At 42.9% G+C, this 15,824-nt stretch carries 11 protein-coding genes and 1 pseudogene; 4 read left to right on the forward strand and 8 right to left on the reverse strand.

The features are described from left to right. Positions 1–344 precede the first annotated feature (344 nt). On the forward strand, positions 345–1,616 hold the full coding sequence (locus FFM70_RS07185; RefSeq protein ID WP_137616175.1) for an ISL3 family transposase: 1,272 nt from the start codon (positions 345–347) through the stop codon (positions 1,614–1,616). 91 nt (positions 1,617–1,707) lie between these two features. Here the strand turns inward: FFM70_RS07185 and FFM70_RS07190 are convergent, their stop codons facing one another. The 4 genes from FFM70_RS07190 to FFM70_RS07205 form a co-directional block, all read right to left on the reverse strand. Further along, positions 1,708–4,179, reverse strand: a complete 2,472-nt coding sequence (locus FFM70_RS07190; RefSeq protein WP_137616267.1) for an SEC10/PgrA surface exclusion domain-containing protein — start codon at positions 4,177–4,179, stop codon at positions 1,708–1,710. Between the two features lie 314 nt (positions 4,180–4,493). After that, positions 4,494–4,775, reverse strand: a complete 282-nt coding sequence (locus FFM70_RS07195) for a helix-turn-helix domain-containing protein (RefSeq protein ID WP_137616176.1) — start codon at positions 4,773–4,775, stop codon at positions 4,494–4,496. Between the two features lie 50 nt (positions 4,776–4,825). Beyond that, the gene (locus tag FFM70_RS07200) at positions 4,826–5,599 is read right to left on the reverse strand and encodes an ABC transporter permease (RefSeq protein ID WP_137616177.1); all 774 of its coding nucleotides are present in this window, start codon (positions 5,597–5,599) and stop codon (positions 4,826–4,828) included. A gap of 16 nt (positions 5,600–5,615) precedes the next feature. Next, positions 5,616–6,551, reverse strand: coding sequence for an ABC transporter ATP-binding protein (locus FFM70_RS07205; protein WP_137616178.1), 936 nt, complete (start codon positions 6,549–6,551; stop codon positions 5,616–5,618). 152 nt (positions 6,552–6,703) lie between these two features. On the opposite strand from FFM70_RS07205, the gene FFM70_RS07210 reads away from it, so the two are divergent. Then, entirely contained in the window at positions 6,704–7,222 is a 519-nt protein-coding gene (locus tag FFM70_RS07210; RefSeq protein ID WP_137607671.1) for a MarR family winged helix-turn-helix transcriptional regulator, read from the forward strand. A gap of 344 nt (positions 7,223–7,566) precedes the next feature. Here FFM70_RS07210 and asnB read toward each other — a convergent pair. Further along, a pseudogene (gene asnB / locus FFM70_RS07215) lies at positions 7,567–9,429 on the reverse strand (asparagine synthase (glutamine-hydrolyzing)). 136 nt (positions 9,430–9,565) lie between these two features. Between asnB and FFM70_RS07220 the strand changes: the two are divergent. Beyond that, positions 9,566–9,970, forward strand: a complete 405-nt coding sequence (locus FFM70_RS07220) for a MerR family transcriptional regulator (protein ID WP_137616179.1) — start codon at positions 9,566–9,568, stop codon at positions 9,968–9,970. 256 nt (positions 9,971–10,226) lie between these two features. On the opposite strand, the gene FFM70_RS07225 is transcribed toward FFM70_RS07220, so the two are convergent. Further along, the gene (locus tag FFM70_RS07225) at positions 10,227–11,693 is read right to left on the reverse strand and encodes an MDR family MFS transporter (protein WP_137616180.1); all 1,467 of its coding nucleotides are present in this window, start codon (positions 11,691–11,693) and stop codon (positions 10,227–10,229) included. Between the two features lie 514 nt (positions 11,694–12,207). After that, complete coding sequence (locus FFM70_RS07230; protein WP_137616181.1) at positions 12,208–12,858, reverse strand: FMN-dependent NADH-azoreductase; 651 nt, start codon at positions 12,856–12,858, stop codon at positions 12,208–12,210. 102 nt (positions 12,859–12,960) lie between these two features. Here FFM70_RS07230 and FFM70_RS07235 point away from each other — a divergent pair, with 102 nt between their 5' ends. Continuing rightward, entirely contained in the window at positions 12,961–13,890 is a 930-nt protein-coding gene (locus FFM70_RS07235; protein ID WP_137616182.1) for a helix-turn-helix transcriptional regulator, read from the forward strand. A 252-nt stretch (positions 13,891–14,142) separates the two neighbouring features. Here FFM70_RS07235 and FFM70_RS07240 read toward each other — a convergent pair whose 3' ends face one another. Beyond that, positions 14,143–15,789: an RES domain-containing protein gene (locus FFM70_RS07240; protein WP_137616183.1), complete on the reverse strand. Its 1,647-nt coding sequence runs from the start codon at positions 15,787–15,789 to the stop codon at positions 14,143–14,145. Positions 15,790–15,824 lie beyond the last annotated feature (35 nt).

Consider the following 15,824-nt stretch of genomic DNA (forward strand, 5'->3'; position numbering starts at 1 on the left):
CTACTTTCAAGCTTAGCTTAATTAGCTGAACTTTCAAAGCAAACCGTCATTGATTCAGTTAATCATCGTTGCTACAAGTCTAATCATAAACTATCCCGTTTGGTTACAGTCAAGTTTCTCCATCAATTTTCGGCATAAAAAACTCGCTATGGTTGGCTAATCCGGTTCTAAAATATCTGTTGTTGGTAATTAAGAAAAATCTTGATTACTGGCAACAGGTATTTTTTATGCTCTTTTAAGTGTTATATAGTGTAAACTAAAATGAGTGCAAAAAAATAGACATAGTCACAAGGCTTTTGTCTATCCACTACCACATTTCAAGAAGAAAGAAAGCGACTATATCCATGGATAATGATACTAGAGTATTGCTCGGAATTGAAGACCAAAACATCAAAAAGATTCATATTATCAAAGAAAAGCATCAAATCATCGCCGAGGCGGTTTTGGACTATCGTCCAAAAGCTTGCCCAAAGTGTGGCATTAAAAATGATCATAAAGTCATTAAATACGGTTGGCGCTCGACCAACGTAAAACTCCCACGTATCAGTGAGCAAGATGTGATCTTACACTTGAAAAAGCGTTATTTTAAATGTCGGGAATGTACAAGTTATTTTCTAGCTCAAACGCCATTAACCGCAAAAAATCATACAATTTCACGTAATACTCAATTCTCTTGTCTTGAAAAACTCACTGAAGCAGTTTCAATGCGGCACATTGCCAATGAATTAAGTATTTCATCTACAACGATTCTTCGTTTCTTGCACTCGTATGAACGAGATATCAAAACTCATTACGACTGGTTGCCAGCGGTAATGAATATGGACGAAATCAAGTCAACTAAGAATGCCAAAGGAGCCATGAGTTTTGTATTCATGGATGGAATGAAGAAAGAATTTATTGATATCCTCGAATCTCGTACAATTCGTGATTTAACCAAGTATTTCAACCGTTATAGCAAAGCCAGTCGTGACCGAGTTCAAATTATCGTCACTGACATGAACTACACTTATCCCAAATTGGTAGAAGAAGTTTTCCCAAATGCGATTGTCGTAACAGATCGCTTCCACGTCGTGAATAATGTTGTTGTAGGTTTCAATCAAACTCGTATCCGGGTGATGAAACAGTTTGCCCATTCTAGCCAAGAGTACAAGGCATTGAAGCGATACTGGAAACTCCTTTTAAAGCCTAATGGTGAATTAGACTTTATTAATTATCGCAAGTTCACGTATGTCTCTGACCAGACTACTGAAAACAACTTGGTCGAAACCCTATTGGGTTTCGATAAAGAGCTTAATCACGCTTATGAAGCATTACAAGCAATTATGAGTGCAGTAAGGCTACGCGATGAGGATCGACTATTGAATGTTCTTAACCCAGAACAAGCATATCCAGAAGAAATGGAGAAACACCTAGCTTCTCTCAGGGATAATCAGGAATCTATTGAGAACGCCTTAAAATATAACTATTCGAATGGACCGCTTGAAGGAACCAATAACAAACTCAAGGTGCTTAAACGAGTTGCATATGGTTTTAGAAGCTTCGTAAACTTCAGATTACGAATTCGCTTGATGTTTAGTGTGCAAAAAGTGCCTAGCCATAAGGCGGCTAGGCACTAAAAGATAACTGATTACCAACAACAGTTGACAAAGAACCGCTAATCCAACTCATAGCGAGCAATAAAAAGATAAATTTGATAATTGATCTAACTTAGTTGCGTTTACGTTTCAGACCGACACCGGCAAAACCGAATAAGCCTAATAGCATCATGCCAAGTAAACTCAAGAAACTGGTACTTTGTTCATCTGTTTGTGGCAAAGCAGCTGCACCAGCCTTAGCTTTGAGCGACTTGGTAGCATTGCCCTCAGTCGTCCCAACAATTGCGGCCGTCTTAGTGACATGTGCTGCACTAGTTGCGGATGGCTTGGTAGTCGTGGCCAAGTTTTGGACCTTTGGTTGACCAGTAGTAATCAAATCGGCTTGGGCTGCCGTTTCAACTGCTTTAAGCGCTTGCTCACGAGCAGTAGCCTGAGCTAAGTTAGCCTTGGCAGTCGCTAAAGCTTCTTTAGCCGTTGCCAAAGCCGCACTCGTCGTGTCAGCCGCTGCGACTTTTTCGTCATAATCGGCTTGAGCTGCTTCGTAAGCGGCCTGTGCTTGCGCTAAGTCATCGTTAGCCGTTGCCAAATTTGTATCGGCATTTTCAAGACTTGATAAGTAAGCCTTAGCCTTGGCAACTTTGTCCGTCGCTGCTTTAACGGCAGTCTGGGCCTTAGCATCCGCGGCCTTAGCCGTTGCGAGCGCCTGCTTAGCTGTCGTTAATTCAGCAGTGGCCACAGCTACATTGGCTTTCGCTGTCACAACCGCCGCTTTTGCGCTAGCCAATTCTTCTGGCGTTGCCGCATTACTTTGAGCTTGCTTGAGCGTTACTTCATCGGTTTCTAACTGTTGTTTCAAATTAGCTAACTTATCAGTCGCAACGGCCGTTGCACGCTTTGCCGACTTCAAGTTATTCTGCGCCGTGGTTAGGGCAGCCTTGGCAGTAGTTAAAGTCTTAGTCTGTGCCTTGAGTGTTGCTTGTAAAGTATTGTCCTTAACCGCAACATGGCTCAATGGGGCTGGCGTCGTTGTATTTTTGAAGAACTTAGAACCCTTAGGAATCTCATTGTCATCATTGGTAATCACGATTAAGCGAATAGTACCCTTAGAGTCAAAGGTCGTTGCTAAATATAGATCATGCGACTTATAGTTTTCCTCATCATAAACATTCCCTACTTCTGTCGCCATGATATCCAAAATAGATCCCCATGACGCGTTGTAACCCTCAACAACAGTATTACTATCAGTAGATAAATGACCATAAATATAATCCAAAATACCGTCCTTTAAATCTGCCATGGTATGATTGTTAGTTCGGTAAAGTGTCCAGGACCATTCACCAAAGTCTTGGATTCTGGTAACTGTCCCCTCCAGTTTATCTGTAAGTTTTTCGGCAGGGATTCCCACTTTATCACTAGTGCCCACTTTTAACAGAGGTTGGTTACCACCATTTACGCCAAAGGTTTCACCATCACCTGCCTTCTTGTTTATCATTAAGTAGCCCAGCTTGGCAGAACCATCTGACACTTTAACTGGCTTAAATCCAAATTGTTTTCGAACATCATTGATAATCGATGCTGTAAAGTTAGACAACTCGCGAACTTGCGCTTCCGTCAAATTGCTGACGTCATCAATCACTTCATTTTTGTCTGCAGTAGTTGGCTGGTAGGCGATTTCTTTAGTCTTTTTCTCTAGTTTTCCGAGCTGATCGTATGCTCTATTTCTAGCAGCGTCGGCTTCATCCCAATTATCTTTATCTTCATTATACACAGCATCAAACGCTTTATCAGGCGCGGCATAAGCCTCTTTATAGCCAGCAGGCATCACAAAGCCACCAACTTCAACAGTGCTGTCAGCATTTTTGATTTTCGCGTTAGTCGCATCAACAGCCGCTTGAGCAGTCTTGACCGTAGTTTGTGCGTTCGTCACGGTATTATTAGCTTGATTTTGAACGTTTTGAGCAGTCGCAACCGTCTTAGTTTGGGTGGCAACACTGGCCTTATCTTGGTTAACAGCCGTTTGGGCCGCGGTCGTATCTAGTTGCTTAACTTTATTTTGAGCTTGTGTTAGATCTTGTTGCGCCGTTGTTACAGCACTACTTTTGGCGTTAACATCAGCTTGGGCTTGGCTTACCGTAGTAGCGGTGCTGCTGGCTTGTGACTGAGCTTGGCTTTGAACCGTCGACGCATCAGAAACAGCCTGTTGTGCGTTGGTAATATTTTCAGGCGTTGCAGTTGCTTTAATGGCAACTGCCTGTTTTTGAGCATCACTAGCCGTTTGAACACTCGAACTAGCCGAATTCAAGGTCTTTTGGGCAGTAGCTTTGGCTGCACCCGCATCGTTAGCGGCAGCTTGGGCTGACGTCACAGTGGACGTGGCCTCACTGACAGCTTGTTTAGCAATGGTCGTCTTGGTGGCAGCTTGACTAACGGCTTGTTGGCCATCGGTCATCGTTGTCTCGACCGTGGTTTTAGTTGCCGCATCAGTAGTCGCAGCTTGGACAGTTAAGGCTTGATTCCCCATCAGTCCGATCGTTCCAGCAGCCGCCGTAACAGTCGCGAGGGTCGCAATTTTTTTCTTTGACATACGTGGTTCCTCCTAAGTATTCCTACTCTAAGAATTCAGCTTTTCTTGTCATCAGTCTACTGGACAGTTGAACGCGTTTACATTCACAGCCATCATTGTAGCAAACCGATATGACACCTTATGTCGTTATAAGCAAGTTTATAAAAAAAGTTTATTTTTTTTGCAATTTTTTTAATTTGGTCGAGACTATTACTCAAAAACGGCCGGTCTAATCAGATTTTCTCACGAAAAAACAGCAGTTATCCGTCAATCGATGACTAAGATAGCTGCTGCTGATTTGAATTTCATTTAGCCCATAACCCCATCTTAACCAATCACTGATCGCTCAGGCTAACTTTAAGTTTAGTGTCCATGGCAGATGCAAGCTTCGAAAACGTCTCAATACTAGAATTGGTGCCAGCCTCAATTCTAGTTATCGTCCTCAACGGCACCCCAGCCTTTTCGGCAAGTCCAGCACGTGTCAGACCAGCGTGTTCTCGTGCTTGCATAACTGCAACCGCGATTGATAGCTTAGCGCATTCAACCTCAAATCCGGCCTTAAAGTTTGGATCTTGCAACTGTTCTTTTAAAAAGTCATCGAACCGAATCGTAGTCATCAGCCAGTTTTCCCCCTAGCAATTTTTCACTCATCACGTTGGTTACAATCCTAATTTCGATCGTACGCCCAAACAGTCAAAGGCGCAAAGATAGCGACAATTAAAATATCAAATCCTAATACTAGTAACGCTTCGTGCGTCCAACTCCCAGTTGCCAAAATTTGGCGAATCGCCGTAATCACATAAGTCACTGGATTCAGATGAGCAATCACCTGTAATGGCTTCGTTAACGACTTCAATGGCACGAACGCGTTCGACATAAAGGATAAGACTAACATCGTAATCAGTGAAAAGCTTTGAACAGCACCCGCACTCTTAGCCAATAAGCCAACCAAGGCAAATAGCCATGACAGCGCCCAGCCGGTCAGAATCGCTAACAAACCAATGACGATAATCCAACCAAAATCAACGTTTGGCCGCCACCCCATGAGATAGCCAGTCGTCAAAGACGTGATAGTCGCGATGATCAACCGTAAAATATCACCAAAGAGCTGACCTGCGAGTGGGGCAATGTGCGCCATCGGTAAAGATTTGAAGCGGTCGAAAACGCCTGAATCAAGATCCTCTCTAATTTGTGACCCGGAACCAGAAGACGCTGACAACATCGTTTGAATCAAAATTCCTGGAACAATCGTTGGTAGATACGCGTGTACCCCGCCAGCAATCGCGCCGCCAAATAAGTAGCCAAACATTAACATAAACATGACCGGTTGCACGATCACATCCATAAATTGATCAGGATTGTGGACAGTTTTCAATAAGTTACGATAAGCCATCGTGGTCGTATTCATGAAGACATTGCCACTGTGTGTTTGAATTTCCATTTTACAGACCTCTTTCTTAATTCTTGCCGACAGTCAACGCCATAAAGACATCATCTAGTGACGGTTCTTGCACCGATAATTGACTGATCGCAATCTTAGCTTGAGTTAGCGCCGTCAAAATTGGGGTCAGTTGGGCGAGCTGTTTCAAACTAACCCGCAATTGCTGACCAGTTTGCTGAACGGCCCCAGACACTTGCGCGGCCAATAGTTTCACTGCTGCAGCCACTTCCGTCTGCTCATTAACCGTAAAGGCTAACTTTGTCCCGCCAACTTGTTGCTTCAGTTCCGCTGGTGTCCCCATTTTCACCACTTTACCGTGATCGATGACGGCCAGTCGATCCGCTAAGGCATCCGCCTCGTCAAGATATTGCGTGGTTAGCACCACCGTTGACCCTTGCTGGACCAACTGGCGAATCGTGGTCCACATCTGCGTGCGCGTCCGTGGATCTAGGCCAGTCGTTGGTTCATCTAGAAAAATGAGGGCCGGCCGGGTAATCAAGCTAACGGCTAAATCCAGCCGACGCCGCATCCCACCTGAGAAGTTCTTCAAGGCTTTGTCCGCCGAATGTTCTAATGAAAATTCGGTCAGTAATTCGGTTGTCCGTTGCTTGGCCGCCTGACGTGAAAGCCCATTTAGACGGGCGAAAATCATCAAATTCTGCCGCGCCGAAAGCCCTTCATCTACGGAGGCGTATTGGCCCGTCAGCCCAAACATTGACCGCGCCAATCGCCCTTCCTTGACCGTATCGTGACCGAAGATTTTAACTTGGCCCGCATCGGCCTTCAGTAACGTCGTTATCATCCGTAGCGTCGTCGTTTTACCTGCACCGTTGGGACCCAAGAGACCGAAGACTTCACCCGGTTGTACCTCAAACGAAATATCATCAACGACCGTCTTATTGCCAAATTTTTTAGTTAAATGACTCACTTCAATTGCTTTCATTGTTGTCATAGTAATGCCCTCTTGCGCTTTATTTTTAATCAGGTCCCCCTGAACAAAATATATCATAAGGTCCCCTGACTAATTTGTCAACAACTTCGGCAAAATTCTAGATGCCATTTCAAAACATTGTCAGGTATAATGGCTGTATGGAGGCGATTCTGATGCCTAATTTAGTTAAACAAAAAAACGCGGCTGGTAAATTGATCGAATTCAATATGGTCAAACACACCGCCGATGAAATCTATCACCGCACGCACGCGGACAAGGGTGAACACCAATCGCTATTTCAAGGCCAAGGTAAAATTCTGTTGGCGCTCTCCCAAACCGACGGGCTCTCACAAAAGGATCTCGCGACTAGCTTGAACCTAACGGCGCAGTCCACCGCCGAATTTGTGAATAAACTGGTCAAAAAGCATTTAGTGACTAAGGAAAAATCGACAACTGATCGCCGCAAGACAATCATTCGCCTGACCGACGCCGGTCGAAAAAGTGCCGGCAAAGAATCGGCAAAAGTCCCAGCCTACTTAAAGGGATTGAGTGACACCGAGTTAGATCAGTTGGCTACTATTTTGACAAAAATGAACGACAGCCTGTATGACGAAATCAGTACTGCCAATCCAACCTGGTACAGCAATTTTCGTAACAGCATTACAGACCGGTTGCGCGACTGGTTTCTTTGAAACGATTGTAGCCAAAAACACGGTTCATCCTGATAAGGGACGGACCGTGTTTGTTTGTGTCTAGTTGTGTAATAGGTGTACCGATTCATTGATTCAGTGCTACAATTTGGGCTCTAGCTCCGTAATTCTTTGTTCAGCTCAACAATACGACTAACGATACCAATTCATCGCAAAAAAAAGCCCTCGAATTTTACAATCCGAGAGCTAATCACCTCACAACGCAATTGTCAGGATTTTCGAACGTACCCGACCATGGGCAAACGCCTACGTTGCTAATAGTACCATGACCGTGGACCGTTTGGAAGCTAAACATTAGTTATTGCCATAATTTGGGCCCAATTGGCTTACTTCTCAGCTAAACCGGCTGACTCCACGTAAAGCTTGTGCCACATCATAAATGTGAGTATCGTCCATAATTGCCGTGACCAATCTTTTTGACCCCGTCGATGTTCTGCCAATAATGTTAAGAAATAACGCTTATCAAAGTACTCATCCGTCTGTGAGTCGTTAATAATCTGCTGCGCCCAGTCGTACATCTCATTTTTGAGCCAAAAACGAATCGGCACTGGAAAACCGAGCTTTTTCCGGTTAAGGACTGCGGCTGGAACTAAGTCAGCCGCTGCTTGGCGCAGAATCGCCTTAGTCGTCCCGTGACTGATTTCAAAATCAGCCGGAATTTCTGACGCTAATTGAAAGACTTCGCGATCCACAAACGGGGTTCGTAACTCCAGACTATGTGCTAGCGCCGTTCGGTCAGCGTTATGTAACAAGTCGCCGTTAAGCCAAGTATGCATATCAACAAACTGCATCTGGCTAATCGGCTCATATTGTTTACTTTCATCATAAAATGGCCGCGTTACCGTCTGGAATGGATGGTTCGCATCGTAATGCTTAAAAAAGGTCTGTTTTTCAGCCTCGTTAAAAATGAAGGCATTACCGACATAGCGCTCAGCCAATGGGGTTGTCCCCCGCTGTAACCATGACTTGCCGCGTACTCCTGCCGGCATCATCGCCGCCAATTTTTGCAACGCTCCGTTAATCGGCTGTGTATATTGAAATAGTTGTAATGATTTTGGCTCGTGATAAATCGGATACCCACCGAAAAGTTCATCAGCACCTTCACCTGTTAGCGCCACTTTCACTTTTTTGGCTGCTTCACGCGTCAAAAAGTACTGTGGGATTGCTGCCGGATCAGCGAGCGGTTCATCCATGTGCCAAACAAATCGCGGAAAAGCTTGCATGAATTCTTCGGGCGTAATCACTTTACTGAAGTTCTGAACACCTAACTGTTGCGCCGTTGCTTGTGCCAAATCCAATTCACTATAGCCCTCACGCGCAAATCCTACTGAGAAGGTCTGCAAATTAGGATTGAACTGCCGCGCAATCGCGACGACAATCGAAGAATCAATTCCGCCCGACAAGAAGGCTCCGACCGGCACGTCTGAACGCATATGCAGCTTAACTGAGTCAATCAAGGCCTGTTTAACTTGTTGTGTGTAGACCTGTTTCGACCGTTCAACTGGATGAAATTCTCGATGAAAATAACGTTCAACACGTAATTCTTCACCAATTTTTTTAGTCAGTGTACAACCTGGTGCCAACACTTTGATTTCTTTCGTTAACGTCTCGGTTTCAGGAACGTACTGAAAAGTCATGTAATCTTGTAAGGCCGCTTGATCGAACTTTTTATCCTTCAAGACTTGATAAATTGCCTTACTCTCAGAAGCGTAGAAGAAATCATGACCCTTAACCGCATAATAAAACGGCTTAATGCCAAAGTGATCTCGTGCCGCGAACAGTGTTTGTTCCTGTTTGTCCCAAATCACAAAGGCAAACATCCCACGCAAATAGTGCGTTAAATGACTTTTATACTTCGCCTACAGTCCTAAAATAACTTCAGAATCAGAGTCTGTTTGAAATCGATAACCATCACGAATCAGTTCTTCCCGCAACTCAACATAATTATAAATTTCACCGTTAAAGGTCAGCCAATAGCGTTCCTGGTCATACGACAACGGCTGGTGTCCGCCTTCTAAATCGATAATGCTCAGTCGTCGAAACCCCATAGTGATCTGCTCATCTGAAAAATAGCCTTCATCATCAGGGCCACGATGAACCATCATTCCCGTCATTTCACGCACTACTTTGTCATAAGCCGTCCGATCAGACTGGCTAATATCCGTTAAACATCCTGCTAAACCACACATCTTGCTCGCCACCATTTCAATTTGATTTTGCCTTTTGATACAATTTATTGTCATGCTATAATGTTCTTAATACACAACTGGAAAGTGTGTGCTCTGACAAACACTTTACCGAGACCTTTTAATTCTGGGGGACCTTATGCAAATTAAAGAAGTCGCTGCTCTTACTGAGATTAGTGCCTACACCATTCGATTTTATGAGAAAAAAGGCTTGCTGCAAGTTAATCGTGATACGCATGGCGTCCGTAATTTCGACGAATCCGACTTAAATCGACTGCGTTGGATTCAATGTTACCGACGCGCGGGACTCTCGGTTAAAGAGATCAGCCGCATTATTGAAGCTGACCTATCTTTAGCCGAATTTGTCACGATGCTTGATGCCGCCAAAGCCCGTTTAGAAGCTGAAATTAATAATCTAAAATTCACCGAAAAATGCCTAGCAATTAAAAAGCAAGCGACGCTAAAAGGTGAACCCCTCACCGATGTCACGGCCTGCGCGCCAACCATTTATGAAACAGCCCATGATTACCAAGGCAGTGCCTAATTCAATTAACGCCTCAACAAGTTCAGTCTACTAGCTTAGACAGGGTCTAAGGCAAGCACATTTTTGAGATTAATTTAGGTTAGTTTTCATGAGAAAAAGTTAGCCGTAAGATCACGGTATACAAAAACAGCCGTTGCCAATAACCAAGTATTCGCTTGATTGTCAGTAACGACTGTTTTAACGTAGCTTCTTTAAGTTTTGTAAATACAATCGACTTTATGAACTACACGCCTGATTAAGCTAAACTTCCTAAAAATCAACCTCTAACAAGTTGCCAATTATGGTGATCTAAATAATTAATCAATAAAGCCAGTAATACAAAGATAATTCCAATCACATAGACCCAGTGTAAGCCGTTATATAAGACTTGCCGCAAAGTCGGTAATAGCTTTGCGGGTAATTGATTTGCTGTCTTCGGATTGATCAATTTATTCATCATACTCATCGTAACACCAGCATGTTGGCTTAACCCGTTTTGCATGCCAACATTCAAAACAATTCCAAAAATCGATACCATCAAAGTTTGACCAATCGTCCGGCTCAACGTATTAAATGATGTCGCGACCCCAACAGCCTCTTCGGACACCAAATGTTGTGACGTTACCGTGGTCGTCGTCATCGTCATTCCGAAGCCAAAACCACCGATTGCCGTAATCATAAAGAACCAGCCAAAGCTGGTCGTCATTGGCAGTAGTGCAAACCAGACACCAGCAACCAAAATAAAGCTCAAACTAAAATACAGTATCCAACGTGGGGTCCATTTGACTAATAAATAGCTCGTCACCACTGACCCGATAACCCAAAGTACGGAATTCGGTGTCAAGGCAAAACCAGCATATGATGCTGAAACACCTAACAGGCCTTGCGCCCAAGTTGGAACATAAACGCTGATCGCCATTAAATACCCATTGATCAGTCCTGCAATTAAATTTTGGCCAATGAACGGGCGATTTTTAAATAGGTCCAGTGAAATAACCGGATCAGCAGCGCGACCTTCTTGACGAATGAACAACCAAAGACTGATACCACTCACAAGCCATTCAGAAAGAACCACAACCCACTTGATTGGATTCCCACCTAAACTCTGAAAACTGAGCATCAAGCTCAACAAACTAAGCATCAGCCAAAAGCTGCCCCAATAATCAATCTGTTCATGCTGTGCGTGCTTAGGTTCATGTAAAAATAGCTGAAATAAGATCATGGTAATGAGACCGATTGGCACATTAATAAAGAAGATCCAGTGCCAACTGAGTTTATCAATAATCACCCCACCGATTAAAGGCGCCAATACCGCGGCAATGCCCCAAGCTGAATTATTAATACCCAGAACTTGAGCGCGTTTTTCATAAGAATAAATATCCGCAATAATTGTCATCGAAACTGGCAATAACGCACCGGCACCGATACCCTGAATCGCGCGCCAGAAAATCAAGACGGGCATCGTATTAGCGAGTCCACTCATCGTTGAGCCAATAATAAAAATACCTAGTCCAGCTTGCATGACCGGCTTCCGACCAATCAAATCGGCTAATTTTCCATAAATCGGCGTGACCATCGCAGTCGTTAATAAGTAGATTGAAAAGACCCAGTTCATTAAGCTAACCCCATGGAGATCCCCAACGATGGTCGGTAAAGCCGTTGAAACAACGGTACCTTCGACCGCGCTAATAAAAGTAGCGACGTAGATGGCGATGGTAACTGCCAAAACATTTGTCTTTTTCATGTGATTCAATTTCCCCACTCCCTGACTTCGTCGAATAAAAACGACATATTAATGTTAACACGATTAGCTAACTGGTGTTACGCCAGCAATGTCGTCAAGGAGCGAGCAAAAAAGAGACAGCAACTGGCCATCTCCCGTACAAAAATTAGTTCTACTTTTCAGCCAACAAGTTAACGCTAAATACTGTTGCTTTCATCAGACATCCCAACAAAATGTGGCGTCCTTTATTGCCGTTGCTCGCTACTGCGCCGCAATTAAGCTAAGGCCCGAAATGGCTGACATAATCAACAACTGATCAAGATAGCTTGCCGAAAAGTTGTGTACACTACTAGTGAGCGCAACACGACATACTTCTATTCTCCCGACATCTTTATTTACTAGATGGTTCAATACATTTACTGAAAAATAATTTTGGATACGCCAACAGATACCGGAATTCAATCGTCTAAGCTAACAAGTCGGCCACAAGCAAACCTTGTGTCAGTATGCTAGTAATTTAATTAAACCATCACCATTATTGTTGATAAAACTTAGGAAAAGCCGCCGTCAATTCAGCGTGTCCAGCTTTAACTGCCTGGTGAATATCGACGCCCTGTGTCTGGGTACCTTGAACCCGGACCATGTAAAAGGTGTCAAAACCCATAATTTCAGTAAACATTTTATCCAAATACAGCCGTGAAAATTCCATCGGCGTATAACGGTCATTCTGAGTATAAATTGAGCCGCTGGCCTGTAACAACATGACTTTGTAATCATCCGTCATCAAACCGACTGAACCAGCTTCCGTATACCGAAACGTCTCGCGTGCTACTAAAACATTATCCATATAATCTTTTAGCTTCGACGTCACGTTAAAGTTATGCAGCGGCGTTGCGATGACGATGCGGTGATGTGATTTAAACTGGGCCAGTAACCGCTGATTAACCTCATAAATATGTTGTTCTGCAGCACTCAAGCTAACATGCGCTGCTTGCTTTTCCCACACACCTAACAATTCTGCCACTGTAGCTTGCGGAATTTCAGTGTCATAGAGGTTTAAAACATCGACGGTCTCGTTTGGAAAAGTGGCTCGAAACTGGGCCAAAAAGTCTTGGGCCAGTTGAACAGAGTAGTGGGCGGCATTGCGAAAATCAGGGTGCGCATTAATCAATAAAGTTTTCATCATTAGTTAGTCCTCATTTCTTTTATCTTTCAACAAGGTCTATACTAAGCGTCAAAGGTGCCAATCGCCGTCACCATTAAAAACTTTTTGTGGAGGAATTTTTAAATGGACCGTTCTGAACGTTTAAACCAAGAGTTGATTTTCTTAAGCTACAAAAATGAGTTCCACGTCAACGACTTAATGGCCGCTTTTGACATTTCCAAACGCACCGCCTTGCGTGATATCCAATCATTAGAGCAATTAGGGCTTACCTTTTACGTTGAACCCGGCCGTTACGGCGGCTATAAGCTGACCAAACGCCAACTATGGGTTCCCGTATTATTAAATATTCAAGAGATCAACGCGCTCTTTTTTGCCATCAAAGCACTAAGTCTATTATCAGCGACTCCCTTCGAAAAATCCTACACCACGATTTATCAAAAGCTCATGGCCACCTTACCCGTGGCAGAGCAACAAAAAGTGACCCGGTTGCAGGAAGTCGTCAATTACTATACGATTCCTAATCTCGACGGGCCCAAACTTTTGCGGCCACTGTTAAACGCCATTTTGAATGAAACGGTAGTCGCGCTGCAACTAAAGGCCTCTGAAACACCGCAACGATTCCAGCTATTCGACCTGCTTTTCCGTAACGGTGTTTGGTTCGTCAGTGGCGTCAATCTCACGACTCAACACTGGGAAATCATTCGCTGCGATACAGTGACTGCCCTCACCGAAACTAATCAACCGGCCCAGCTCAGCTATGAAGCTCTCAAGCAGCGCCAAACGACTTATGACCAACAGCATCACAATATTGCGTATCGGTGCAAACTCACCCCGCATGGCCGTGAAATCGTGCAGCGTAACCACTATGCAAACATGCAGCTTGAATGCATTGACGGTCAAGACTATTTGTATGGTGGCTACAACCAAGATGAATATGACTACATGATTCAATATTTACTATCCCTCGGAACCAATGTTCAAATTTTAGCGCCTAAGTCCTTGCAAACTGGGTATTTAGCGGCAATTGATAAGATCAAGGACATGTACCGGTAAAAAGGTGCAATCCGATATTGCATTGTGTTCTTGACGGCGAATAGTCAAGAGACAGACTATTAAAGACCACATCGAAAATGAATAATGCTCTAGCTGAAAGCTCTAAAAAGCTCTTTCGTTCATTTATAGTAAAATGATCCTAGTTCATGGCGAGTAAAAATCACCTTTCTTGGGAATTAAGTCATCTTTATTCGCTTTAGACTCTTCTATTCAATTACTTCCGAACTTCAACTGTAAATTAGCCATGCCCAACTATTTCGTTTTAACTTGTGATATCGTATGTTCAACCGACTTTTCATAATCTTGCGTTGAAAAACTAAATAAAATGTAATTCGTCACATCATCAAATAATGCACTACCAACCTTAATAGCTTGAACATTAGAATTAAGATATAAACACTCCGCAATATATGCCGGTAACTGATATTCTAATGGAACACTGTACTCCGGACTGGAAACAGATTGAAGGCATAAATCAATTAAAATATCATCCTCTTTTGTTAAGTCAAAAACCCTTATGTCATGATTCAAATAAAATTCAAGAACATTACATACATCCCCTGTATCCAATTTCAATTCATTAGGAATACTTCGGATATCATTAGAGGTATAGTAATATCCTTGATTAGCACTATTGAAACGGCCTGCACCGGGGATCCCAAACGTAGCTGGTCCTAGTTCAGATTTACGTAAATTACGACCCTTTTGTTTTCTTCCATGATATAGCGCAAAGTCAATATTTGTATAAACTCCTTCAACTTTAGAAAAGTGTTCAAAAATCTTTTTCCCAACTGGGTGCGTAGCCCCTAGCATGCTTGTTTCAGATAAAAATGATTGAAAATCTTCTAGTTCATCCTTACTTAGCTTAAGATTATTTGAAGTACTAATGAAATCAGTCGCAACATCTAAACCAACTGTTCTTTTCACGGTCGAAACCGAATCTTGGTCATCGTCATTCCGATGTTTAACTATTGCATTTTGAGCTCTAGTATATGCATGACTGTATCCTAAGTTTTGACTTCCTAATACTTCTATCCAGGCAGGTGTAATGGTATCAGCATTTTCTCTGGGAACTCCTGATCTTAAAAAATTAGAATCAAAGTTCTTCCTAAAAGAGTATTCTATTAAAGAATCATTTAACTTTTCAAGAGTACTATCTGTAGATAGGCTGTAATTGCCCCCATTCAATACTGCTATGTCCTCTAATCCGCCAGTATAAACTGTATTGTTTTTCGACCATTTTTTTACAATTGAATTTTCTGAGCCTGATAGACCCATTATTTGTGCACTATCTATTCTGGTCGCCATTCCTGACAAAGAAGCTACTAATCCGGCGCTAGTATTAATAATAGGTGCTGCTAAACTAGGTATTTGTGCTATATCAGTACCCAGCTTAACTCCTTCGCTTAAGTTTGATATTGTTCCAATATTAACTGTCGACTTTGCTAAACCAGGTATCTGTACCGTATCAGTATTAAGTTTTACTCCTTCGTTTAAGCTTGACATTGTTTCAGCATTAATTACCGGCTTTGCTAAATCAGATGTTTGTACTATATCAGTACTAAGCTTAACTCTTTCGCTTAAATTTGATATTATTCCAGTACTAATTATCGGCTTTGCTAAACTAGGTACTTGTACTGTATCCGCACTAAGCTTAACTCTCTCACTCAAATTTGATATTATTCCAGTACTAATTATCGGCTTTGCTAAACTAGGTACTTGTACTGTATCCGCACTAAGCTCAACTTCCTCGTTCAAACTTGGGACTAGTCCGGCATTTCTTTTAGTCGACACTGATAAGCTGGATAGTGCATCTTTATTTTTTAAGCTAGCAGAATCTGAGCTTTGATTATCTTTTCTGTTCTTTGAAGATGATTTCAAACTATCTTTTTCACCCATAACTCATATCCTGACCTTTCTTTTTAATTTAAACA

Source organism: Lactiplantibacillus nangangensis (assembly GCF_005405065.1).
GTDB lineage: Bacteria > Bacillota > Bacilli > Lactobacillales > Lactobacillaceae > Lactiplantibacillus > Lactiplantibacillus nangangensis.

Bases quoted from the DNA above. Each gene is read 5' to 3' on its own strand.
- FFM70_RS07185 (WP_137616175.1), top strand. From the start codon at position 345: ATGGATAATGATACTAGAGTATTGCTCGGAATTGAAGACCAAAACATC.
- FFM70_RS07190 (WP_137616267.1), bottom strand. From the start codon at position 4,179: ATGTCAAAGAAAAAAATTGCGACCCTCGCGACTGTTACGGCGGCTGCT.
- FFM70_RS07195 (WP_137616176.1), bottom strand. From the start codon at position 4,775: ATGACTACGATTCGGTTCGATGACTTTTTAAAAGAACAGTTGCAAGAT.
- FFM70_RS07200 (WP_137616177.1), bottom strand. From the start codon at position 5,599: ATGGAAATTCAAACACACAGTGGCAATGTCTTCATGAATACGACCACG.
- FFM70_RS07205 (WP_137616178.1), bottom strand. From the start codon at position 6,551: ATGACAACAATGAAAGCAATTGAAGTGAGTCATTTAACTAAAAAATTT.
- FFM70_RS07210 (WP_137607671.1), top strand. From the start codon at position 6,704: ATGCCTAATTTAGTTAAACAAAAAAACGCGGCTGGTAAATTGATCGAA.
- FFM70_RS07220 (WP_137616179.1), top strand. From the start codon at position 9,566: ATGCAAATTAAAGAAGTCGCTGCTCTTACTGAGATTAGTGCCTACACC.
- FFM70_RS07225 (WP_137616180.1), bottom strand. From the start codon at position 11,693: ATGAAAAAGACAAATGTTTTGGCAGTTACCATCGCCATCTACGTCGCT.
- FFM70_RS07230 (WP_137616181.1), bottom strand. From the start codon at position 12,858: ATGATGAAAACTTTATTGATTAATGCGCACCCTGATTTTCGCAATGCC.
- FFM70_RS07235 (WP_137616182.1), top strand. From the start codon at position 12,961: ATGGACCGTTCTGAACGTTTAAACCAAGAGTTGATTTTCTTAAGCTAC.
- FFM70_RS07240 (WP_137616183.1), bottom strand. From the start codon at position 15,789: ATGGGTGAAAAAGATAGTTTGAAATCATCTTCAAAGAACAGAAAAGAT.